This window comes from Cellulosimicrobium sp. NPDC057127, from assembly GCF_042670945.1.
In the GTDB taxonomy this organism is placed as follows: Bacteria; Actinomycetota; Actinomycetes; order Actinomycetales; family Cellulomonadaceae; genus Cellulosimicrobium.
In genome coordinates this window covers 178,247-198,755 of the sequence record NZ_JBHUUP010000007.1, presented here as the reverse complement: position 1 = coordinate 198,755, position 20,509 = coordinate 178,247, and the positions used below count along the sequence as shown (strand labels likewise).

The following is a 20,509-nucleotide window of genomic DNA, read 5'->3' as shown; positions in this document are numbered from 1 at the left end:
CGCGGTGGCCGGGTCGTCGTCGTGCGCGCAGTGCGCGGGGGTCAGTACAGGCTGATCGCGAGGCGCTGGCGGGCCTTGCCGACGCGGGGGTCGGTCGGGCCGACGACCTCGAAGTAGTCGAGGAGGCGCACGCGGAGCTTCTCCTTGCCGTCCGCGTCGGCGCTCGGCAGGAGGTCGAGCAGCCGCCCGAGGGCGTCGTCGACCTTGCCGCCGAGCAGGTCGAGGTCGGCCACCGCGAGCTGCGCGTCCACGTCGGCCGGGGCGTCCGCCGCCGCGGCGCGCGCGGTCGCGAGATCCGCGTCACGGGTGCGCTGCAGCAGCTTCACCTGCGCGAGGCCCGCGACGGCCAGCGCGTCCTTCGGGTCCTGCTTGATCGCCGTCGTGTAGGCCGCGGCCGCGGACTCGAGGTCGTCGCGCTCGATGGCGTCGTACGCCTCCTGGTGCAGCGGCGGCAGCTCGGGCTCCGGCTCGGGAGCGGGCTCGGCGGCGGCGGGGACGCTGCCGTCGCCCGTCTGCGCGGGCGCGCGGCCCGTGACGCCGTTCGCCTCGGCCGCCTGGAGCACCTGGTCGAGGACGGCGCGCACCTGCTCGGACGGTGCCGCGCCCTGGAACAGCGGCACCGGCTGGCCCTGCAGCACGGCGACGACCGTCGGCACGCCCTGCACCTGGAACGCCGCGGCGACCTGCGGATAGGCCTGGGCGTCGACGCGAGCCAGGAGGAAGCGACCCGCGTACTCGTCGGCGAGGTCCCCGAGCTCGGTGCCGAGCTGGGCGTTCGCCTGGTCGGTGGGGATCCACAGGAGCACGACGACGGGGTACTGCGCCGAGTCCTGGACGAGCTGCGGGAACGACTCGTCGGTGACGTCGACGACGTACCCGCCCGCCGCCGGAGCACCGCCGTCCTCGCCCGGCGGAGGGGCCTGCGGCCGGTTGAGCGCGGAGAGGTCGACCGCGCCACGGACGTCGAACGTCGGCTGGGTGGGTTCGCTCATGGGTGCATCCTACGGAGCGTCAGGACGTGGCGATCGACGTCGCGATGTGCTCGGTGCCGAGCACGCGGACCTGCTCCTCCGAACCCGCCGGCGGGACGTACATCGCCACGACGTCGACGTACCCGACCTTGAGCACGTTCGTCGCCTGCGTCGAGCCGAACAGCGCCTTCTCCGTCTCGGTCGACGGCGGGACGACGGCGCCCTCCTCCGCGCTCATCGTCTCGGCGGAGGTCATCGCCCCCACGACGAGCGCGCCGCCGTCGGCGGTCCGCACGGCGCGGACCGGCTCGTCCGGGTTCGGCGTGAACGTGAGCGAGTACGTGCCCGCGGCGGGCGCGAGGGCGTCGTTCCACAGCTTCGCCCGCTCGGCGAGCAGCGTGCGGAACGGGTCGTCCGGGAACGACCCCGCGAAGCTCGACGAGGCTCCCACGTTGAGGACGTCGGCGTACTGCGCGAGGGCGTCCGCGGGCGTGACGAGGAGCGAGTCGTCGTCGGGGGCGACGGCCTCGCTGCCGAGCGTCGGGGCCGCGAAGCTCGGGAGCGTCGTGCTCGGGAAGAGCCGCACCCACCCCCACAGCTCGTACTGCTCGCGCGGACCGGCCTGCTCGTAGACCGTCAGGCGCGGCGACTGGAGGCTCTCGGGCTGGACGCTGACCGCGTAGGAGGTGCGCGGCCACGTCTGCGTCGTCGGGATGACCACCTGCTGCACCTCGGTCGGCAGCTCGGTCACGAGCTCGGCGTCGCCACGCGTCTTCGCGACCTGGAGCTGGCTCGTCCGGATCGCCAGGGCGGGCCCCGTCAGCCGGTCCTCCAGGAGCGCCGGGTCGTTCGCGGCCCCGGCCTCCTCGAGCGCGGCGCCCACGGCGGCGAGCACCTCGGCCTCCTGGCCCTCGTCGAGGACGGGCGGCGGTGTGGCGGGGCTCTCGTCCGGCTCGGGCGTCGGCAGCGGGGCCGCGCAGCCGGCGAGCAGGACGACGGCCGCGGCGGACGCGACCGCCCCGAGGCGGGCCCGGTGGGGGCGCAGGGCCGTGCGCTGGGTCGTGCTCATCGGGTGGTGTCCTTCGTCTCGTCCGTCTCGTCGCGGGGCGCGCTCGGCTCCGACGCGCCGGCGTTGAAGCCCCAGGCGCGACGCCAGGCGTCCGCGCGGGTGGTGGCTCCGTCCTGCTCGGGCGGGTGCTCGGTCGCCGGGTCGACGACGGGCTGGGCCGCCGTCTTCGGGCGCCGGTCCCGCGGCACGACCGGGATCTGGCCCGTCAGCCAGGCGCGCCGCGGCTTCTGCGGCCGGGACTGGGCCTGCTGGGCGAGCCGCTCCGCCTCCTCCCGCTCGCGCAGCTGTCGGCGCGTGAGCGCGCGGACCTCGGAGGTGTCCGTCGGCGGCTCTCCTGGACGCGCCGACGGGCCGGACGACGGGGTCTCGTCGGCGTCGGCCGCGGCGGGCGCCACGACGGGCGTCGTGCCGGTCGTCCCGCGCCGGCCCGAGGTCGTGCGGCGGCCCGTGCGCAGGCCGGCCGCGCCGATGCCCAGTCCGAGCAGGACGAGCACGACGCCGCCGATCACGCCGGGCCACAGGTACGGCGTCTCGACCTCGCGCGGCCACGACAGCTCGAGGGTCGGCGCCACGGCCTCCTCCCCGACGCCGGCGGCCAGCAGCTGCCAGCGCCCCGGCTGGTCGGACCAGCGCAGCGAGACGGACCCGGCGCCGGACGCCTCGGCGACCCACATGTCGGAGCCCGCCGGGTCGACCCCGACGACGGGCGTCTCCTCGGCCGGGGTCTCCGACTCGTCCGCGGGCGCCTCGTCCGCGGGCGTCTCCTCGGCGGGCGTCTCCTCGGCCGGAGCGCCGTCTTCCGGCGCCTCGGTCTCCTCCGCGGGCGACTCGGCCTGCCGGGTGGCGAGACGGTCCCAGTCGGCCAGTCCCGTGACGACGCCGTGCGGCTCCTGCCCCACCCAGCCCGTGACGTCGACCTCGCGGCCGACCACGAGCGTCACCTCCTGCTCGCCGGGGGCGGTCGCGCGGATGGTGACGTCCTCGTCCACGAGGTCGAGCACGCCTGGCTCGGTGACGAGCATCGTGCCCTCGCCCGTGTACGCGGTGGTCGCGGTGACCGTGTCGCTGTCCCGCCACACCGTGGCGGACGCGACACCGAGGCCGACGGCGACGATCCCCGCCACGACCAGGACCGCGGCGATGATTCGTTGCAGCACCGAGCTTCCCTTCGTCGATCGACGTTCCAGGATAGGTGCGAATCCGCCCGAGGATCGAGCAGGGGCCGATCGGCGGGGATCATCACGAAGTGTTCACCGCGCGGCCCCGAGCCGGCCCCACCGCGACGCGCCGGGTGAATCAATCCGGGTATTCAGGGCAGGAGCCGGGCCGTATCCTGGATGGATCACAAGGGGCCACGGCGAGGACCGTCGCCCTCCGACCAACGCTGGGGGAGCTAGGTCGCCCGGCGGTGGTTGCTCAGGACGAACCACACCGGAGGTCATCGACGTGTCCGACGAGCGCACGCTCTTCCCCATCACCATGCGCGGCTACGACCGTGTCCAGGTCGAGGCTCAGCTCGCCAAGCTGGAGAAGGCGCTCGAGGACGCGCGCACACGGCTCGAGTCGTCCGACGCCCGTGTCATGCAGCTCACGACGGACCTCGGGGACGCCCAGCGCCAGCTGCGCGAGGCCGACCGCCCCTCGTACGCGGGCCTCGGGTCCCGGATCGAGCAGCTGATGCGCTCCGCGGAGGAGCAGTCGGCGGACATCCTGTCGCAGGCGAACAGCCAGGCCGCCGACATCATGGCGCGCGCGAAGCTGTCGGCGGGCCAGGTCCGTTCGCGCGCCGAGAACGAGGTGGCCGAGCTCCTCAACAGCGCCCGCCTGGAGTCGGAGGAGATCCGCACGACGAGCGCCTCGGAGGCCGAGAGCACGCTCGTGGGCGCGCAGCGACGCGCCGAGGAGCTCGTGGGGTCCGCGGAGCGCGAGGCCGCGCGCATCCAGAGCGCGATCGCCACCGAGGAGAGCGAGCGCCGCGCGTCGCTCGAGCGGGAGCTGGGCACGCTGCGCGCGTCCGCCGAGCGCGAGACGACGGAGCTGCGCGTCACGACGGAGCGCGAGGCCGCCGCCCTGCGGGCCCGCGTCGCGGCGGAGACCGCCGCGCAGCGCGAGACGGCAGAGCGCGAGGCGGCAGAGCTGCTCGAGAACGCGCGCCGCGAGGCCCAGCGCCAGGTCGACGAGGCGCAGCGCAAGGCGTCCGAGGCCGCGAACGCCGTCACGTCCGAGATGGAGGAGCTGCGCGACCAGGCGCGCACCGCGCTCGCCGACGCCGAGCTCGAGGTGGTGCGCCGTCGCGAGGAGGCCGAGCGCGAGAACGCCGAGCGCCACGCGACCGCGAAGGCCGAGACGGAGAAGCTCGTCGCGACCGCCGAGGAGCACGCGGCGGAGGCCGAGAAGCGCGTCGCGCTCGCGCTCGAGCAGGCGGAGAAGGTGCGCGCCGAGTCCGACGCGTACGTCAAGGACCTCATGGGGACCGCACGTCGCAACGCCGACCGCATCGTCGCCGAGGCGCGCGAGTTCGCGGAGCAGACGGTCGGGGACGCGAAGGCGGAGGCCGAGCAGCAGCGCGCCGTCGCGCAGCGCCAGCTCGAGGACCTCACGCGCCAGCACGACTCGATCAACACCTACCTCGACGAGCTGCGCGGGCTCCTCGGCGACCAGGAGGCGCCGAAGGCGTCGGCGGCCCGGCCCGCGCCGGTCCCGTCGGCCACGCCCGCGCAGCAGGCTCGCGCGGCCCAGCTCCTCACGGCCGAGTTCCCCGTGGTGCCCGAGGAGTCGGTGACGAAGGTCGGGACCGTCGAGGCGCCGCAGGAGGACGCCTCCGACGCCGGCTCCGACGAGACCGCGGACCCGGGCTCCGGCTCGACGTCCGCGCGTCCCGCCAGCGGCTCGCAGGCCTCGGCCTGACGCCTCCGTGACACGACCGGGCGACCTGCGGACGGCCGGCCGATGAGCGGCGCGGACCCTCGTCCTGCTGCCGACGCCGACGCGTGGCGTCGGCAGCGGACCGAGGCGGCCGAGCACCAGCAGCGCGAGCTCGACCGGCGCCGCGCGGCCGAGAGCGCGACGGCGCGCGACCTGCTCGCCGACTTCGTGGCGACGGCGCGCGCCCGGGGGATCGCCCCCGAGCCGCTGCGCGCGCGGGCCTTCACGGGTGGCGCGACGTACCGCACCTCGGTCGAGGGCTGGTACCTGCGCCGCAACCGTAGCGTCGCCGTCGGGACGGACGGCGAGTTCTACGTGCTCGGCGTGCCGGCGAGCATCTCGGCTCGGCTGCGGGGCGCGCGGCTCGTCCCCTCCGACCCGCCGCTCGTGCTCGGCAAGGGCGGGCGCGACGGCGAGTCGGTCGACCTCGCGGAGGCGCTGGCGCGCGTCCTCGACCGGTCCTGACGGTCAGCGCGCGCGGGCCACGAGGTCGGCCAGCGCGTCCGCGACGGCGGCGGGCTCCTCCACCGCGCTCAGGTGGCCGGCGGCCTGGGCGCGCACGAGCCGCGACTGCGCGGCGGCGCTCGCCATCCGCTCGGCCTCGGCGGCGGGCGTCACGGCATCCTCCTCGCCGACGACGACGGTCACCGGCCCGGCGAACGCCTCCAGCACGTGGGTGCGGTCCGGGCGCGCCGCCATCGCGCGCTGCGACCAGGCGATCCCTGCGGGCCTCTGGTCGCGGATCCACGTCTCGAGGCGCGCGGTGAGCTCGGGCCGCACCGCACGGCTGGTCTCGCCCAGGAGCACGGCGGGCATCCCGAGGACGGCGTCGACGGTCTGCGAGGACTCCGCGGCGTCGGCGACGCGGAGCCGGTTCGCGCGCGCGTCGTCGGTGTCCGCGGTCGACTTCGTGTCGACCAGCGCCAGGGCTGCGACGAGGTCGGGCTCCCGCTCGGCGAGCGCGAGCGCGACGTAGCCGCCCATCGACAGCCCGGCGACGACGGCACGGGTGATCCCGGCCCGCGCGAGCGCGGCGGCGGTCGCGTCGGCGGCGGCCTCGATCGTCGGCGGCTGCGGGCCCTCGGGGCTCTGCCCCATCCCGGGCAGGTCGAGCGCCACGACGCCCTGCTCCTCGGGCAGCGCCGCCACGACGTCGGTCCACATCCGGTGGTCGACCGGGAAGGCGTGCAGCAGGACGAGCGGGGTACCGGGCCCCTCCCGCAGCGTGTAGGTCTCGAGCTCAGGCGTCGTCACGTCGTCTCCTCGCGTGGTCTGCTCGGCGTCGGTACGTTCCTGCCTCCCACGCTGTCATGCGCGGGCGCGTCGCGCGACGTCGCGGGCGGGCGTCGCGCCGCGCGTCAGTCGGCGACGCCGTCGGCGCGGCTCGCGTCGTAGCTCGCCTGGTCACTGTCCTCGGTGTCCTGGTCGGCGTCGCGCGCGGACTCCTCGCCGCTGCCCTCCCAGGTCGTGGGCAGCGGCAGCGGCAGGTCGGGCCGCACGTGGCGCACGATCTCGTCGAGCACGCGGCGCACCGACGACTCCCCCACCCACAGGTGCTTCGCGCCCTCGACGCCGATCACCTCGGCCTGGCGCACGCGCGCGAACCGGCGGCGTGCCTCGTCCGGGCGCAGGTAGTCGTCGAGCTCGGGGACGAGCGCGACGAGCGGCTTGCCGAACGCGTCCCAGCGGTCGAGGTCGGCGTCGGTGGCCCGGTGGAGCGGCGGCGAGAGCAGGATCGCCCCCTCGACGGAGGGGTCCGTGCCGTGCTTGAGCGCCAGCTCGGTGCCGAAGGACCAGCCGACGAGCCACCGCCGCGGCAGGTCGTGGAACTCCGCGAACTCGATGGCGGCCGCGACGTCGAAGCGCTCGGCCTCGCCGCCGTCGAACGTGCCCTCGCTCGTGCCGCGCGGCGACGTCGTGCCGCGCGTGTTGAACCGCAGCACCGCGATGTCCGCGAGCGCCGGCAGGCGCCAGGCCGCCTTGCGGTACACGTGCGAGTCCATGTAGCCGCCGTGGGTCGGCAGCGGGTGGAACGTCACGAGCGTCGCGACGGGGTCGCGGTGCTCGGGGAGCGCGAGCTCGCCGACGAGCGTCAGCCCGTCGGCGGTGTGCAGCTCGACGTCCTGGCGGCGCGCGGGCAGGACCGTGAGGGACCGGATCGGGGTGCTGCCCTCGGCAGGGGCGGGCACGGGCTCGGTCGAAGCGGTGTCGGACGACGCGGCGTCGGGTGCGGTGCTCATCGTCGTCGAGCCTAGTTCCTCGGCCGTCGCCGGTCAGCGGGGACGACGGCGCTCGCGCGCCTGCCAGCAGGACGTGTGCCAGTGCCGGCGGTGCTCGAGCGCCGTCTCCGCACCGAAGAAGGAGTCCTCCTGCCACGCGACGACGTGCCCGGTCCCCGGCGGGATCTCCTGGCGGCAGCCCGGGCACTGGTACGCCTTGGACCCGCCGCGCACCGTGCGGACCGTCCACTCGCCGTCGGACCCGGACTCACGTCGCGCGCCGCCGAGGGCGCGGTCGAGGTCGAGCGGAGGGGGCTCGGCGCCCCAGGGGCGCTTGCGGGAGGGTCGGCGGGACGGCACCGGTCCATCATGACAAGCCGGGCCCGGAGTGCCGAACCTGACCGCTCCCAGCCGACGTCCAGACCGGGCGGCTAGAGTGGCCGGGCTGGTGCCGCACCGTGGCGGGACCGTCGTCCGCGACGGCCCGGCCGGCGGCACAGACCTCGACGGCGCGCGCGTCGTCCCCCCGACCGAAGGACCCTCCTCGTGAAGCACCGCACCCTGCGCGGCGTCGCCGCGCTCACCCTCGGCGCCTCCCTCCTGCTCGCCGGCTGCGCCTCGGGCGACGGCGGGTCGGAGGACGAGACGTCGTCGCCCAGCCCGTCCGCGAGCGACGCCGCGACGCCCTCCCCCGAGGACGTCGCCGCCCTCGAGGCCGTCACGGTCACGGGCGACCCGGGCGCCGAGCCGACGCTCGAGTTCGAGACACCGTTCGAGGTGTCCGCGGTCACCGCGCTCTCCCTGGCGGACGGGGACGGCGCCCCGCTCGAGGACGGCCAGCAGCTCACGATGCAGTCGGCCACCTACTCCGGTGCTGACGGCACGAAGGGGTTCTCGAGCTGGGAGGAGGGAACTCCCGACACCATCACGATGGGTGACGAGAGCCTGCCCGCGCAGCTCACCGAGGCGCTCGAGGGCAAGAACGTCGGCACGCGCTTCCTGTTCGCCAACCCGGCCACCGACCAGGCGACGGGCGAGCCCGTCACCTACCTGACGGTCGCGGAGATCACCGACGCGAAGACCCTCCCGTCGCGCGCCGAGGGCGAGCCCGTCACGCCGGCCGAGGGCCTCCCGACGGTCACCCTCGACGACTCCGGCAAGCCCACGATCGAGATCCCCGAGGGCTACGAGGCGCCGACCGAGCTCGTCACCCAGACGCTCATCAAGGGCGACGGCCCGGTCGTGACCGAGGACCAGACCGTCACCGCGCACTACACGGGCATGCTGCTCGACGGCACGGTCTTCGACTCCTCCTGGGAGCGGGGTGCGCCCACCAGCTTCTCGCTGCAGCAGGTCATCCCGGGCTGGACCCAGGGTCTCGCCGGGCAGACGGTGGGCAGCCAGGTGCTCCTCGTCATCCCGTCCGAGCTGGGCTACGGCGCGCAGGGCACGCCCGACGGCTCGATCCCGCCGGACTCGCCGCTCGTCTTCGTCGTGGACATCCTCGACGCCCAGTGACGAACCGCTGACGACGGGCGCGCACCGCGCGCCTCGAGTGCACGAGGGCCGCTCCCCCACCGGGGGGCGGCCCTCGCTCGTTCACCGGGGGCGCCGGATGCGGTAGCGCGCGACGGCCGTCGCACGGGCCGCGACGTAGTCTCGTCGCATGACCGAGCCGCCGACGCACACCGCGAGCACGTCCACCGCGCCCGACGACTCGTCCCCGGCGGCGACGCCGCCCGAGCGCGAGGTGCTCACGTGGGAGGCGTTCGGGGTGGCGGCCCGTGCTCTCGCCGAGCAGGTCGTGGAGAGCGGGTTCCGGCCGGACGTCGTCGTCGCGGTCGCGCGCGGCGGCCTGCTACCCGGTGGCGCCGTCGCGTACGCGCTCGGCACGAAGGGCGTGGGCACGCTCAACGTCGAGTTCTACACCGACATCGGCCAGACGTTGGCCGACCCGAAGGTGCTGCCGCCGCTCATGGACACGTCCGACCTGCCGGGTGCGCACGTCCTCGTGGTGGACGACGTCGCCGACTCGGGCCGCACGCTCGCCCTGGTGATGGAGATGCTGGGCGAGCACGGCGCGGAGGCCCGCTCGGCCGTGCTGTACACGAAGCCGCGCACGATCATCCAGCCCGACTACTCGTGGCGCGACACCGACCTGTGGATCACGTTCCCGTGGTCGGCGGACCCTCCGGTCCCCGGTGCGCGGTCCGGCGCCTCTGACGCCTCCGACTGACGCAGGGCCTCGCGCACGCGACGACGGCCGCCGTCCCTCGCGGGGCGGCGGCCGTCGTCGTGCAGTGCGTGCAGGACGTCAGAAGTCCCAGTCCTCGTCCTCGGTGTTCACGGCCTTGCCGATGACGTAGGAGGAGCCGGAGCCGGAGAAGAAGTCGTGGTTCTCGTCGGCGTTCGGGGACAGCGCGGACAGGATCGCCGGGTTGACGTCGGTCTCGTCCTTGGGGAACAGCGCCTCGTAGCCGAGGTTCATGAGCGCCTTGTTGGCGTTGTACCGCAGGAACTTCTTGACGTCCTCGGTGAGGCCGACGCCGTCGTAGAGGTCCTCGGTGTACTGCACCTCGTTCTCGTACAGCTCGAAGAGCAGCTCGAACGTGTAGCCCTTGAGCTCGTCGCGCTGCGCGGGCGCGAGCTTCTCGAGGCCCTTCTGGAACTTGTAGCCGATGTAGTACCCGTGCACGGCCTCGTCGCGGATGATGAGGCGGATGAGGTCGGCCGTGTTCGTGAGCTTGGCGCGGCTCGACCAGTACATCGGCAGGTAGAAGCCGGAGTAGAACAGGAACGACTCGAGCAGCGTGCTCGCGACCTTGCGCTTGAGCGGCTCGTCGCCCTTGTAGTAGTCCATGACGATCTCGGCCTTGCGCTGGAGGTTCGGGTTCTCCTCCGACCAGCGGAACGCGTCGTCGATCTCACGCGTGGAGCACAGCGTCGAGAAGATCGACGAGTAGCTCTTGGCGTGCACCGACTCCATGAACGCGATGTTGGTGTACACCGCCTCCTCGTGCGGCGTCAGCGCGTCCGGGATGAGCGAGACGGCGCCCACGGTGCCCTGGATCGTGTCGAGCAGCGTGAGGCCGGTGAACACGCGCATCGTGAGCTGCTGCTCGGACTCGGTGAGCGTGTGCCACGACTGGATGTCGTTCGACACCGGCACCTTCTCGGGCAGCCAGAAGTTGCCGACGAGCCGGTCCCAGACCTCGAGGTCCTTGTCGTCCTCGAGACGGTTCCAGTTGATCGCGCTCACGCGATCGATGAGCTTGAGCTTCCCGGTGGGCGACATCTGCCTTCTTCTCTCCTGCTGACCCCGGACCGACCGGGACGATGACATGGGTGGCACCCTACGCCGTCGGGCACTGCTGCACGACGGCCGGGGCGAGCCGACGACGAGCGACCGGCGGGGAGGCGCGCGCGGGTCGTGGCGGGCCTGGCGGGAGCACCGCGAGGAACGAGCGGTGCGGGTGGTAGACCCGCGCGCGCCTCCCCAGAGGTCGCGACGGCAACCAGAATGGTTGCCTCAGGCGACTACAGCATGCAGCTGACGCAGCCCTCCACCTCGGTCCCCTCGAGCGCGAGCTGGCGGAGGCGGATGTAGTACAGCGTCTTGATGCCCTTGCGCCACGCGTAGATCTGCGCGCGGTTGACGTCGCGCGTCGTGACCGTGTCCTTGAAGAACAGCGTGAGGCTCAGGCCCTGGTCGACGTGCTGCGTCGCGGCGGCGTAGGTGTCGATGATCTTCTCGTACCCGATCTCGTACGCGTCCTCGTAGTACTCGAGGTTGTCGTTCGTCAGGTACGGCGCCGGGTAGTAGACGCGGCCGATCTTGCCTTCCTTGCGGATCTCGATCTTCGACGGCACCGGGTGGATGGACGACGTCGAGTTGTTGATGTACGAGATCGAGCCGGTCGGCGGGACGGCCTGGAGGTTCTGGTTGTAGATCCCGTGCTCCATGACGGAGGCCTTGAGCGCCTTCCAGTCGTCCTGCGTCGGGATGTGCACGCCGGCGTCGGCGAAGAGCTGGCGCACGCGCTCGGTCTCGGGCTCCCACACCTGGTCGGTGTACTTGTCGAAGTACTCGCCGCTCGCGTACTTCGAGTCCTCGAAGCCGCCGAAGGCACGACCGCGCTCGATCGCGAGGCGGTTGGACGCCGCGATCGCGTGGTAGGCGACGGTGTAGAAGTAGATGTTCGTGAAGTCCACGCCCTCGGTGGACCCGTAGTGGATCCGCTCGCGCGCGAGGTAGCCGTGGAGGTTCATCTGGCCGAGGCCGATGGCGTGACCCATGTCGTTGGCGCGGCGGATGGACGGCACGGACTCGATGCTCGTCTGGTCGGAGACGGCGGTGAGCGCGCGGATCGCGGTGTCGATCGACTTGGCGAAGTCGGGCGAGTCCATCGTCTTGGCGATGTTCAGGGAGCCGAGGTTGCAGGAGATGTCGCGCCCGACGTGCTCGTACGAGAGGTCCTCGTTGAACGTCGACGGCGTCGAGACCTGGAGGATCTCCGAGCACAGGTTCGAGTGGGTGATGCGCCCCTTGACCGGGTTCGCGCGGTTCACCGTGTCCTCGAACATGATGTACGGGTAGCCGGACTCGAACTGCAGCTCGGCGATCGTCTGGAAGAAGTCGCGCGCCTTGATCTTGGTCTTGCGGATGCGCGAGTCGTCGACCATCTCGGCGTACTTCTCGCTGATCGAGATGTCCGCGAACGGCTGGCCGTAGACGCGCTCGACGTCGTACGGCGAGAAGAGGTACATGTCCTCGTTCTTCTTCGCGAGCTCGAACGTGATGTCCGGGATCACGACGCCGAGCGACAGGGTCTTGATGCGGATCTTCTCGTCGGCGTTCTCGCGCTTGGTGTCGAGGAACCGCAGGATGTCCGGGTGGTGCGCGTGCAGGTAGACGGCGCCCGCGCCCTGGCGCGCGCCGAGCTGGTTCGCGTACGAGAAGGAGTCCTCGAGGAGCTTCATCACGGGGATGACGCCCGACGACTGGTTCTCGATGTGCTTGATCGGGGCGCCGTGCTCGCGGATGTTGCTCAGGAGCAGGGCGACGCCGCCGCCGCGCTTGGACAGCTGCAGGGCGGAGTTGATGCCGCGCGCGATGGACTCCATGTTGTCCTCGATGCGCAGCAGGAAGCAGGACACGGGCTCGCCGCGCTGCGCCTTGCCGACGTTGAGGAACGTGGGGGTCGCAGGCTGGAAGCGGCCGCTGATGACCTCTTCGACGATGTCGAGGGCCTGCTGCTCGTTCCCGTCCGCGAGGCCGAGCGCGACCATGCACACGCGGTCCTCGAAGCGCTCGAGGTACCGCTTCCCGTCGAACGTCTTGAGTGTGTACGAGGTGTAGTACTTGAACGCGCCGAGGAACGTCTCGAAGCGGAACTTCTTCGAGTACGCGAACTCGAAGAGCGACTTCACGAACTCGCGGTCGTACTTCCCGAGCACGGCCGGGTCGTAGTACTTGTTCTCGACGAGGTAGTCGAGCTTCTCCGCGAGGTCGTGGAAGAAGACCGTGTTCTGGTTGACGTGCTGCAGGAAGTACTGCCGCGCGGCCTCGCGGTCCTTGTCGAACTGGATCTCGCCGTTCGGGCCGTAGAGGTTGAGCATCGCGTTGAGCGCGTGGAAGTCGAGCTGCGAGCTCGACAGCGCCACCTGCTGCACCGAGGGGTCGGAGCCGGCAGCGGCCGCGCCGTCCGCGATCACGCCGGAATCTGTGACTGTCGTTGCCAAAATCGTCCCAATCCGTCGCGGACGCGCGCGGCGTCCTCGGCTGTTCCCAGGAGTTCGAAGGCGTACAGGTAGGGCACCTGGCACTTCGCGGAGATGATGTCGCCGGCGATGCAGTAGGCCGCGCCGAAGTTGGTGTTGCCCGCGGCGATGACGCCGCGGATCAACGACCGGTTGTGCACGTCGTTGAGGAACTTCACGACCTGGCGCGGGACCGCGCCGCCCTCGTTGCCGCCCCCGTAGGTCGGCACCATGAGCACGTACGGCTCGTCCACCCGCAAGAACCCGTCGGTGGGTCGCAGCGGGATGCGCTGCACATCGATGCCCAGGGCCGGCAGCCCGAGCCGCTCGACGAAGCGGTGCGTGTTCTCGCTGACGCTGGAGAAGTAGACGAGCGACCCCACCGGGGCGCACCTCCGTCCTGCTCTGCGTACCGCCTGCTGCGCGCTGCTGCCGGGACGGTTCCCCGTCCCGGTGTCGGGCCGGCCGTCGCCAGCCGGCCCGGGTCCGGTCGCGTCAGGCGACGACCGGGGAGACCTTCTGCGCGAGGGCGCTGATCTGGTCGGGGCGGAAGCCCGACCAGTGGTCCTCGCCAGCCACCACGACGGGGGCCTGCAGGTAGCCGAGACCGCGCACCAGCTCGAGCGCCTCGGCGTCCTGGGTGATGTCCACCACCGTGTACTCGACGCCCTTCTTGTCGAGAGCGCGGTACGTCGCGTCGCACTGAACGCAAGCAGGCTTGCTGTAGACCGTGACGCTCATGGTGGGGACTCCTCGTCTCTCGCGGTGGGCCTGGTCCTCACGGAGCGAGAACGCTCTCTGACCTCGAAGGACACCGGCGGAACTACGTATGTGTAAGCCTCTGGAGGCTCTTCGTCCCCCAGGTGTGCAACCACTATACCTAGGGGTCGGACTCCTGCGAGCCCACTAGATGTCGTGTCGCGCCCCGCCGGCAACTTCACCCGTCGAGCTGTGGTAGCCGGTGGTCCCTATGCTCCCAGGCACCTCTGACAGCCTGCTTCGCACCCCCTCGTCCACCGGTCCTCCGACCTCGTTTCGGCACGGTGGCGCGCCCCGCGAGCGCCGGTCCACAGCCTGGGGAAGGCGTCGGTCCACACCCTGTGCAGGGCGCCGCAGGTGCCCGCGCGCCGCCGGGCGAGCGGCGAGATCACCGGGCAAAACGGACGAAGCGCGGGCCGAAACTCGCGAACTCGTCCCGACGTCTCGGCGTGTCGCGCTCTTGCGAGAAACGTCACGGCCACGACGGCTTCCCGACGGCCGACAGTGCACCCTCGGCGCGCGTCGACCCCACGAGCGGACCGGAGCGGGCGGACCGGAGTGGGCGGACCGGAGCGGGCGGACCGGAGTGGGCGGACCGGAGCGGGCGGACCGGAGCGGGCGGACCGGAGCGGGCGGACCGGAGCGGGCGGACCGGAGCGGGCGGACCGGAGCGGGCGGGGTCGCGGGTCGTGGCAGGTCTGGCGGGAGCCGCGAGGCACGAGCGGCGGATGGTAGACCCGCGACCCCGCCCGCGGAGGGCCGACCACGGAGGGCCGACCGCGGACGCACGCCCAGGACGCACAAGAGGCCCGCCCGCGGGGACTCTCCCACGGACGGGCCTCGGTCGAGAGCACTCAGCGCGTCTCGTCGACCCCCGGGAGCACGCCCGACGTCGCGAGCCGGCGGTACCAGTGCGCGGAGTCCTTCCACGTGCGCTCGAGCGTGTCGTAGTCGACGCGGATGATGCCGAACCGGCGGTCGTAGCCGTACCCCCACTCGAAGTTGTCGAGGAGCGACCACGCGAAGTACCCGCGCACGTCCGCACCGGCGTCGATCGCGGCGCCGACGGCGTCGACGTGGTCGTGGAGGTAGGCGACGCGCCGGTCGTCGTGGACGCGGCGGGTGCCGTCGGCGTCGACGGTGACCTCGTCGTGGAACGCGGCGCCGTTCTCGGTGACCATCATGGGCTGGTCGGGGTAGGTCCGGGCGACGGACACGAGGAGCTCGGTCATGCCGGCGGGCTCGATGTTCCAGCCCATGGCGGTGTACGGGCCGGGCTGCTGGACGAACTCGACGTCGGTGACGCCGATCCACGGGCTGTGGCTGGAGGCGCCGTGGCCGTCGTTCTCGGCGCGCTCCCCCGTGCCGTCGTGGTGCCGTACGCGCACGGTCGAGTAGTAGTTGACGCCGAGGACCGACAGCGGCTGGCGGACGAGCTCGAGGTCGCCGTCGTGCACGAACGACCAGTCGCTGACGTGCGCGGTGTCGTCGAGGAGGTCCTGCGGGTACGCGCCGTCGAGGACGGGGGCGAGGAACGCGCGGTTGGCGAGGGCGTCGATCTTCCGCACGGCGTCGCGGTCGGCGTCCGACGACGGGTCGTCGGGGCGGATGACGTGCAGGTTGAGCGTGATGGACGTCCGCACGTCCTCCCCGAGCTCGTCGCGGATCGCGGCGACGGCGAGCCCGTGGGCGAGGTTGAGGTGGTGGACGGCGGCGAGCGCCGCGGCGGGCTCGGTGCGGCCGGGGGCGTGCACGCCGGAGCCGTAGCCGAGGTAGGCGGAGCACCAGGGCTCGTTGAGGGTGGTCCACGTGTCGACGCGGTCCCCGAGCTCGCGCGCCATGTGGCGGGCGTACTCGGCGAACGCGTACGCGGTGTCGCGGTTGGCCCAGCCGCCGGCGTCCTCGAGCTCCTGGGGCAGGTCCCAGTGGTAGAGCGTGACGACCGGCTTGACGCCCTTCTCGAGGAGCGCGTCGAGGAGCCGCGAGTAGAACGCGACGCCCTCAGGGTTGAGGGGCCCGGTGCCGCCGGGCTGCACGCGCGACCAGGAGATGGAGAAGCGGTAGGCGCCGAGCCCGAGGTCGGCGATGTGCTGCACGTCCTCGGCCCACCGGTGGTAGTGGTCGTCGGCGACGTCGCCGGTGTCGCCGTTGAGGGTGCGGCCGGGGGTGTGGGAGTAGGTGTCCCAGATGGACGGGGTGCGGCCGCCCTCGGCTGCGCCTCCCTCGATCTGGTAGGAGGCCGTGGCGGAGCCCCAGACGAAGTCGGCGGGGAAGGTGCGGGCGCCCGACGTCGCAGGGGCGGCGTCGGTGCCGGGCGCGGACGGGGCGGTGGTGTGGGTGGTCACGAGGTCCTCGCTGATCGGTCGTGGTGCGGCGATGGTCGGTTCGTCAGGTGGACGACGACGTGGGAGCGCTTCCACGTCGTCGTCCCCCAGGATACGGGTCGGCCCGGGCGGATCGGGACCCCGCCCGCCCGGGCGACCGAGGGCGCGCCTCAGGCGTCGGTCGGGACGTCGACCGAGACGGTCGCGGCACCGCTCGCCTCGGCGGACGCCGTGCCGTGGCGCAGCGTCCAAGCACCCGGTGCGTCGTCGGACGTCGCGGTCACCACCGCGCCGTCGCGCACGACGCGGAACGTGGCGCCCGGTCCGCCGTCGGGACCGGGCACCTGGACCGTCCCGTCGTAGCCGTCGGGGAGCTCGTACGCGTGGAGCGTCACGCCGTCCGCCCACGCGTAGTCGGGCCGGTCGGCGCGCGCCCCGACGGGCAGCACCGTGCCGGGCCGGACGAGCACGGGCAGGGAGTCGAACCCGTGGGTCTCGGTGACCCAGCACGGACCGGTCACCGTGCGGGGCAGGCCGGCGGCCGGGCCGTCGGCCGCGCCGTCGACGAGGCGGGTCCACGTGCCCTCGGGCACGTAGTACTCGACGCGGCCGTCGGCGCGGAACACCGGCGCGACGAGGAGCGCGTCGCCGAGCAGGTACTGCGTGTCCGCGGTGTGCGCGCTGCGGTCCTGCGGGAACTCGAGCACCATCGGCCGCATCATGGGGTGGCCCAGCGCGTGGGCCTCCTCCGCGACGCGCCCGAGGTACGGCATGAGCGAGAGCTTGAGGTGCGTGAAGCGGCGCGTGACGTCGACCGCCTCCTCGTCGAACGCCCACGGGACGCGGTACGACCCCGAGCCGTGCAGGCGCGAGTGGGACGACAGCAGGCCGAACGCGAGCCAGCGCTTGAACACGCCCGGGTCCGGCGTGCCCTCGAACCCGCCGATGTCGTGGCTCCAGTAGCCGAAGCCCGACATCGCGAGCGAGAGGCCACCACGCAGCGACTCGGCCATCGACGCGTACGTCGAGTCGCAGTCCCCGCCCCAGTGCACGGGCAGCTGCTGGCCGCCGGCGGTGGCGGAGCGGGCGAAGAGCACCGCGTCGCCCTCGCCGCGCCGGCGCTCGAGCAGGCGGAAGACGGCCTCGTTGTACAGCTGCGCGTAGTAGTTGTGCATGCGCTGCGGGTCCGACCCGTCGTGCCAGACGACGTCGTCGACCGGGATGCGCTCGCCGAAGTCGGTCTTGAAGCAGTCCACGCCCTGGTCGAGCAGCGCCTCGAGCTTGCCGACGTACCACGCGGTCGCGTCCGGGTTGGTGAAGTCGACGAGGCCCATGCCTGCCTGCCACATGTCCCACTGCCACACGCTGCCGTCCGTGCGGCGCAGGAGGAACCCGCGCTCGGCGGCCTCCGCGAAGAGCGGCGAGCGTTGCGCCACGTACGGGTTGATCCAGACGCACACCTTGAGCCCGCGGTCGTGCAGCCGGCGCAGCATGCCCTCGGGGTCGGGGAACGTGCGCGGGTCCCACTCGAAGTCGACCCACTGGTACTCGCGCATCCAGAAGCAGTCGAAGTGGAACACCGACAGCGGCAGGTCGCGCTCGGCCATGCCCTCGATGAAGCCGGTGACGGTCTCCTCGTCGTAGCTCGTCGTGAACGACGTCGACAGCCACAGACCGAAGGACCACGCCGGCACGCGGGCGGGCCGGCCGGTGAGCGCGGTGTACCGGGTCAGCACGTCCTTCGGCGTCGGGCCCTGGATGACGAGGTACTCGAGCGACTGGCCCTCGACCGAGAACTGGACGCGCGTGTTCATCTCCGAGCCCACCTCGAACGACACGCGCTCCGGGTGGTCGACGAAGACGCCGTACCCCTTGGTGGTCACGTAGAGCGGCACGTTCTTGTACGCCTGCTCGCTCGACGTGCCGCCGTCCTCGTTCCAGATGTCGACCGTCTGGCCGTTCTTCGCGAGCGGGCCGAAGCGCTCCCCCAGGCCGTACACGAGCTCGCCCGGGTCCAGGCTCAGCTGCTCGTGGACCCACGCGCCGCCGTCGTCCGACGTCACCGCCGCCACCGACTTGGGCAGCGACGACGTGAGCACCTCGCCGCCGGACTCGAAGTCCACGCGCCACCGTCCGCCGCGGTGCACGCGCACGGCGAGGTCCTTCGAGCGCAGCACCGCGACGTCGTCGTCCACCTGGAGCTCCGGGCGGAACCCGTCCTCGGCCGCCACGGCGAACGACGGCTCGCGGCGCACCGCGCCCGCGTGGTGCTCGACGCGCACCCGGATCACGCCCGGGGCGGGCGAGGAGTACGTCGTCGTGAGCATCGGACGGTTGAGCGTGTCGCCCCGCCCGCGGATGCGCGCCGTCGGCGCGTAGACGGTGAGCGTGCCGGCCGCCTCGTCGGCGCGGACGTCGTCGACCTCGGCCGCGTAGAGCGGGTGGATGCCGGGCCGGACCTGCCAGTACCCGTCGGTGAACTTCATGGGTGGTGCTTCCTTCGTTCGGTGCCGGTCAGGGGTGCGCCGCGTGCGGGGCCGCGCGCGGGCGGGTCGGGCGGGCGGTCACTTGACCGCACCGGCCGTCACGCCGCGCGTGAGCGTGCGCTGGAAGATGAGGAAGAAGATCACCGCCGGGATCAGTGAGACGAGGGCGCCCGCGTTCGTCGTCGGGGCGTCCATCATCCGGTCGCCCTGGAGCGACGCGAGCGCGATGGGGATCGTCTGGGTGTCGTTGGTCGTCAGCATGACCAGCGGGATGAAGAACTCGTTCCACGTCCAGATGAAGAAGAAGATCATCAGGACGCCCAGGGTGGGCTTGACGATCGGGTAGACGACCTGCCACAGGATGCGCCAGCGGCTCGCGCCGTCGAGCGCCGCCGCCTCGAGCAGCGCGGGCGGGAACGTCCCGAGCACGGACGCCAGGAGGTACGTGCCGAACGCCGACTGGATGACGGTGAAGATGATGATCACGGACCACTGCGAGTTGGACAGGCCCACCTGCTGCGCCATGTCGAACAGCGGGTAGATCAGCGCCTCCTGCGGCAGCATGTTCGCCACGAGGAACAGCGTGACGATCCACATCCGGCCCCTGATGCGCCCGACGCCGATCGCGTACGCGTTGAGGAGCGACAGCAGCGTGCCGCCGACGGCGACGATCGCCGAGATGAACACCGAGTTCCACAGCTTCTGCGGGAAGTTGGTGCGGGTCCAGAAGTTCTGCACGCCCTCGAGGTACAGCTCGGTCGGGATGCTCAGCGGCCCGTCCTGCGAGTACTGCGCCGGCGACTTGAACGCGTTGAGCACCATGATGACGAATGGGGCGAGCATGGCCAGCGCCACCACGACGGCGAGCGCGAGCACGAGCCAGCGCCCGACGCCTCGCTTGTGGCGGGCGTCCTGCTTGCGCGGGCGGGTCGGCGGGGCCTGCGCCGGGGCGGTCCGGGCGGGTACGGCGGTGGCGGTCATCAGCGACCCTCCTGCTCTCGGCGCTCGGCCCGGTTCTGCAGAGCCAGGATCACGACCGCGACGACGATGATGACGACGGTGAGGACGGTCGCGACGGCGGCGCCGTAGCCGACCTTCGACTTGTCGAAGAAGTTGAGGTACGAGTAGTAGCTCGGCACGAGGGTCGAGCTCTCCGGCCCGCCGCGCGTGAGCACGTAGATCGGGCCGAACACCTTGAGCGCCGCGACCGTGCACGTCAGCGTGACGACGAACGTCTCCGGCCGGATCTGCGGGATGGTGATAGCCCGGAACCGGCGCCACCAGCCCGCGCCGTCGAGCTCGGCCGCCTCGTACAGCTCGGGGTCCACGCGCTGGAGCGCGGACATGAAGATGACGACCGGGTAGCCCATCTGCACCCAGATGAGCACGAGCATGACGCTCGGCAGGGCGGTGGTCGTGTCGCCCAGCCAGTTCGGCGGGTCCTCGATCCCGATGCCCCGCAGGACGACGTTGAGCGCGCCCGTCTGGGAGTTCAGGATCCAGTTCCACAGCACGCCGGCCACGGCGACCGGGAGGATCTGCGGCAGGTAGTACGTCGCGCGCAGGAACGCCGCGACGCGCGGGCCGAAGCGCCGGCCGAGGTAGTCGAACAGGACCGCAGCGAGGATCAGGCCGACGAGGGTCGGCACGACCACCATGGCGACGATCATCGCGATCGAGTTCTGGAACGACGTCCAGAAGGCCGCGTCGCCCATGAGGTCGGCGTAGTTGCCGAGCCCGTTCCAGCGCAGCGGCGCCATGCCGCCGCGCCACTTGAACAGGCTGTAGTACACGTTCATCGCGAACGGGTAGCCGATCACGACGACGAAGGCGACCGCGCCGGGGATCAGGTAGGGCAGGTACGGCACCCAGGCGGGTCGGCGCCGACGGCGCGGGCTCGCCGTCGCGCGGCCGGTCGAGCCGGGGGCCGCGTCGGTTCGGGTGGGCATGACGGTCTCCTTCGCCGAGGGCGTCAGTGGTGGCGGGAGCGGTGCGG

General features: G+C 72.3%; 18 protein-coding genes. 4 read left to right on the top strand and 14 right to left on the bottom strand.

Annotated features, from left to right (window positions below; translation table 11 throughout):
• Positions 1 to 41: 41 nt before the first annotated feature.
• The 3 genes from ACFTZA_RS09460 to ACFTZA_RS09450 are packed head-to-tail and all read right to left on the bottom strand — an operon-like array spanning position 42 to position 3,197.
• Positions 42 to 992, bottom strand: a complete 951-nt coding sequence (locus ACFTZA_RS09460; protein ID WP_378193265.1) for a co-chaperone YbbN — start codon at positions 990 to 992, stop codon at positions 42 to 44.
• Positions 993 to 1,011: 19 nt separating this feature from the next.
• Entirely contained in the window at positions 1,012 to 2,040 is a 1,029-nt protein-coding gene (locus tag ACFTZA_RS09455; protein WP_378193262.1) for a hypothetical protein, read from the bottom strand.
• Positions 2,037 to 3,197 (bottom strand): hypothetical protein, encoded by a 1,161-nt coding sequence (locus ACFTZA_RS09450; RefSeq protein WP_378193259.1) that lies wholly within the window; start codon positions 3,195 to 3,197, stop codon positions 2,037 to 2,039. Before ACFTZA_RS09450 ends, ACFTZA_RS09455 begins: the two co-directional genes overlap by 4 nt.
• Positions 3,198 to 3,486: 289 nt before the next feature.
• Between ACFTZA_RS09450 and ACFTZA_RS09445 the strand changes: the two genes are divergently transcribed.
• Together ACFTZA_RS09445 and ACFTZA_RS09440 are read left to right on the top strand one after the other, a co-directional pair.
• Entirely contained in the window at positions 3,487 to 4,947 is a 1,461-nt protein-coding gene (locus tag ACFTZA_RS09445; RefSeq protein WP_378193256.1) for a hypothetical protein, read from the top strand.
• Between the two features lie 42 nt (positions 4,948 to 4,989).
• Positions 4,990 to 5,430 carry a hypothetical protein gene (locus ACFTZA_RS09440; RefSeq protein WP_378193253.1) on the top strand — a complete coding sequence of 147 codons (441 nt, stop codon included), beginning with the start codon at positions 4,990 to 4,992 and terminating at the stop codon, positions 5,428 to 5,430.
• Positions 5,431 to 5,433: 3 nt separating this feature from the next.
• On the opposite strand, the gene ACFTZA_RS09435 is transcribed toward ACFTZA_RS09440, so the two are convergent.
• The 3 genes from ACFTZA_RS09435 to ACFTZA_RS09425 form a co-directional block, all read right to left on the bottom strand.
• A complete protein-coding gene (locus ACFTZA_RS09435; RefSeq protein ID WP_378193250.1) occupies positions 5,434 to 6,219 on the bottom strand; it encodes an alpha/beta fold hydrolase in 786 nt (261 codons plus the stop codon).
• A 104-nt stretch (positions 6,220 to 6,323) separates the two neighbouring features.
• Positions 6,324 to 7,205, bottom strand: a complete 882-nt coding sequence (locus tag ACFTZA_RS09430; protein WP_378193247.1) for an alpha/beta hydrolase — start codon at positions 7,203 to 7,205, stop codon at positions 6,324 to 6,326.
• A 33-nt stretch (positions 7,206 to 7,238) separates the two neighbouring features.
• Positions 7,239 to 7,544: a hypothetical protein gene (locus tag ACFTZA_RS09425; protein WP_378193244.1), complete on the bottom strand. Its 306-nt coding sequence runs from the start codon at positions 7,542 to 7,544 to the stop codon at positions 7,239 to 7,241.
• A 186-nt stretch (positions 7,545 to 7,730) separates the two neighbouring features.
• On the opposite strand from ACFTZA_RS09425, the gene ACFTZA_RS09420 reads away from it, so the two are divergent.
• A complete protein-coding gene (locus ACFTZA_RS09420; RefSeq protein ID WP_378193241.1) occupies positions 7,731 to 8,702 on the top strand; it encodes an FKBP-type peptidyl-prolyl cis-trans isomerase in 972 nt (323 codons plus the stop codon).
• A gap of 148 nt (positions 8,703 to 8,850) precedes the next feature.
• Positions 8,851 to 9,420, top strand: a complete 570-nt coding sequence (locus tag ACFTZA_RS09415; protein WP_378193239.1) for a phosphoribosyltransferase — start codon at positions 8,851 to 8,853, stop codon at positions 9,418 to 9,420.
• A 78-nt stretch (positions 9,421 to 9,498) separates the two neighbouring features.
• On the opposite strand, the gene nrdF is transcribed toward ACFTZA_RS09415, so the two are convergent.
• From nrdF to ACFTZA_RS09375, 8 genes are all read right to left on the bottom strand, one after another.
• Positions 9,499 to 10,479: a class 1b ribonucleoside-diphosphate reductase subunit beta gene (gene nrdF / locus ACFTZA_RS09410; protein WP_378193236.1), complete on the bottom strand. Its 981-nt coding sequence runs from the start codon at positions 10,477 to 10,479 to the stop codon at positions 9,499 to 9,501.
• A 242-nt stretch (positions 10,480 to 10,721) separates the two neighbouring features.
• The gene (gene nrdE / locus ACFTZA_RS09405) at positions 10,722 to 12,857 is read right to left on the bottom strand and encodes a class 1b ribonucleoside-diphosphate reductase subunit alpha (RefSeq protein ID WP_378193291.1); all 2,136 of its coding nucleotides are present in this window, start codon (positions 12,855 to 12,857) and stop codon (positions 10,722 to 10,724) included.
• A 38-nt stretch (positions 12,858 to 12,895) separates the two neighbouring features.
• The gene (gene nrdI, locus ACFTZA_RS09400) at positions 12,896 to 13,327 is read right to left on the bottom strand and encodes a class Ib ribonucleoside-diphosphate reductase assembly flavoprotein NrdI (protein WP_378193233.1); all 432 of its coding nucleotides are present in this window, start codon (positions 13,325 to 13,327) and stop codon (positions 12,896 to 12,898) included.
• Positions 13,328 to 13,439: 112 nt separating this feature from the next.
• The gene (gene nrdH / locus ACFTZA_RS09395; protein WP_378193230.1) at positions 13,440 to 13,685 is read right to left on the bottom strand and encodes a glutaredoxin-like protein NrdH; all 246 of its coding nucleotides are present in this window, start codon (positions 13,683 to 13,685) and stop codon (positions 13,440 to 13,442) included.
• Between the two features lie 872 nt (positions 13,686 to 14,557).
• Positions 14,558 to 16,048, bottom strand: a complete 1,491-nt coding sequence (locus ACFTZA_RS09390; protein WP_378193227.1) for a GH1 family beta-glucosidase — start codon at positions 16,046 to 16,048, stop codon at positions 14,558 to 14,560.
• A gap of 149 nt (positions 16,049 to 16,197) precedes the next feature.
• Complete coding sequence (gene yicI / locus ACFTZA_RS09385) at positions 16,198 to 18,513, bottom strand: alpha-xylosidase (RefSeq protein WP_378193224.1); 2,316 nt, start codon at positions 18,511 to 18,513, stop codon at positions 16,198 to 16,200.
• 78 nt (positions 18,514 to 18,591) lie between these two features.
• Positions 18,592 to 19,494 (bottom strand): carbohydrate ABC transporter permease, encoded by a 903-nt coding sequence (locus ACFTZA_RS09380; RefSeq protein WP_378193221.1) that lies wholly within the window; start codon positions 19,492 to 19,494, stop codon positions 18,592 to 18,594.
• Entirely contained in the window at positions 19,494 to 20,462 is a 969-nt protein-coding gene (locus ACFTZA_RS09375; RefSeq protein ID WP_378193218.1) for a carbohydrate ABC transporter permease, read from the bottom strand. Before ACFTZA_RS09375 ends, ACFTZA_RS09380 begins: the two co-directional genes overlap by 1 nt.
• Positions 20,463 to 20,509 lie beyond the last annotated feature (47 nt).

Coding starts and splice junctions, on each gene's coding strand:
- ACFTZA_RS09460 (WP_378193265.1), bottom strand. CDS start 992: ATGAGCGAACCCACCCAGCCGACGTTCGACGTCCGTGGCGCGGTCGAC.
- ACFTZA_RS09455 (WP_378193262.1), bottom strand. CDS start 2,040: ATGAGCACGACCCAGCGCACGGCCCTGCGCCCCCACCGGGCCCGCCTC.
- ACFTZA_RS09440 (WP_378193253.1), top strand. CDS start 4,990: ATGAGCGGCGCGGACCCTCGTCCTGCTGCCGACGCCGACGCGTGGCGT.
- ACFTZA_RS09430 (WP_378193247.1), bottom strand. CDS start 7,205: ATGAGCACCGCACCCGACGCCGCGTCGTCCGACACCGCTTCGACCGAG.
- ACFTZA_RS09415 (WP_378193239.1), top strand. CDS start 8,851: ATGACCGAGCCGCCGACGCACACCGCGAGCACGTCCACCGCGCCCGAC.
- nrdF (WP_378193236.1), bottom strand. CDS start 10,479: ATGTCGCCCACCGGGAAGCTCAAGCTCATCGATCGCGTGAGCGCGATC.
- nrdH (WP_378193230.1), bottom strand. CDS start 13,685: ATGAGCGTCACGGTCTACAGCAAGCCTGCTTGCGTTCAGTGCGACGCG.
- yicI (WP_378193224.1), bottom strand. CDS start 18,513: ATGAAGTTCACCGACGGGTACTGGCAGGTCCGGCCCGGCATCCACCCG.
- ACFTZA_RS09380 (WP_378193221.1), bottom strand. CDS start 19,494: ATGACCGCCACCGCCGTACCCGCCCGGACCGCCCCGGCGCAGGCCCCG.
- ACFTZA_RS09375 (WP_378193218.1), bottom strand. CDS start 20,462: ATGCCCACCCGAACCGACGCGGCCCCCGGCTCGACCGGCCGCGCGACG.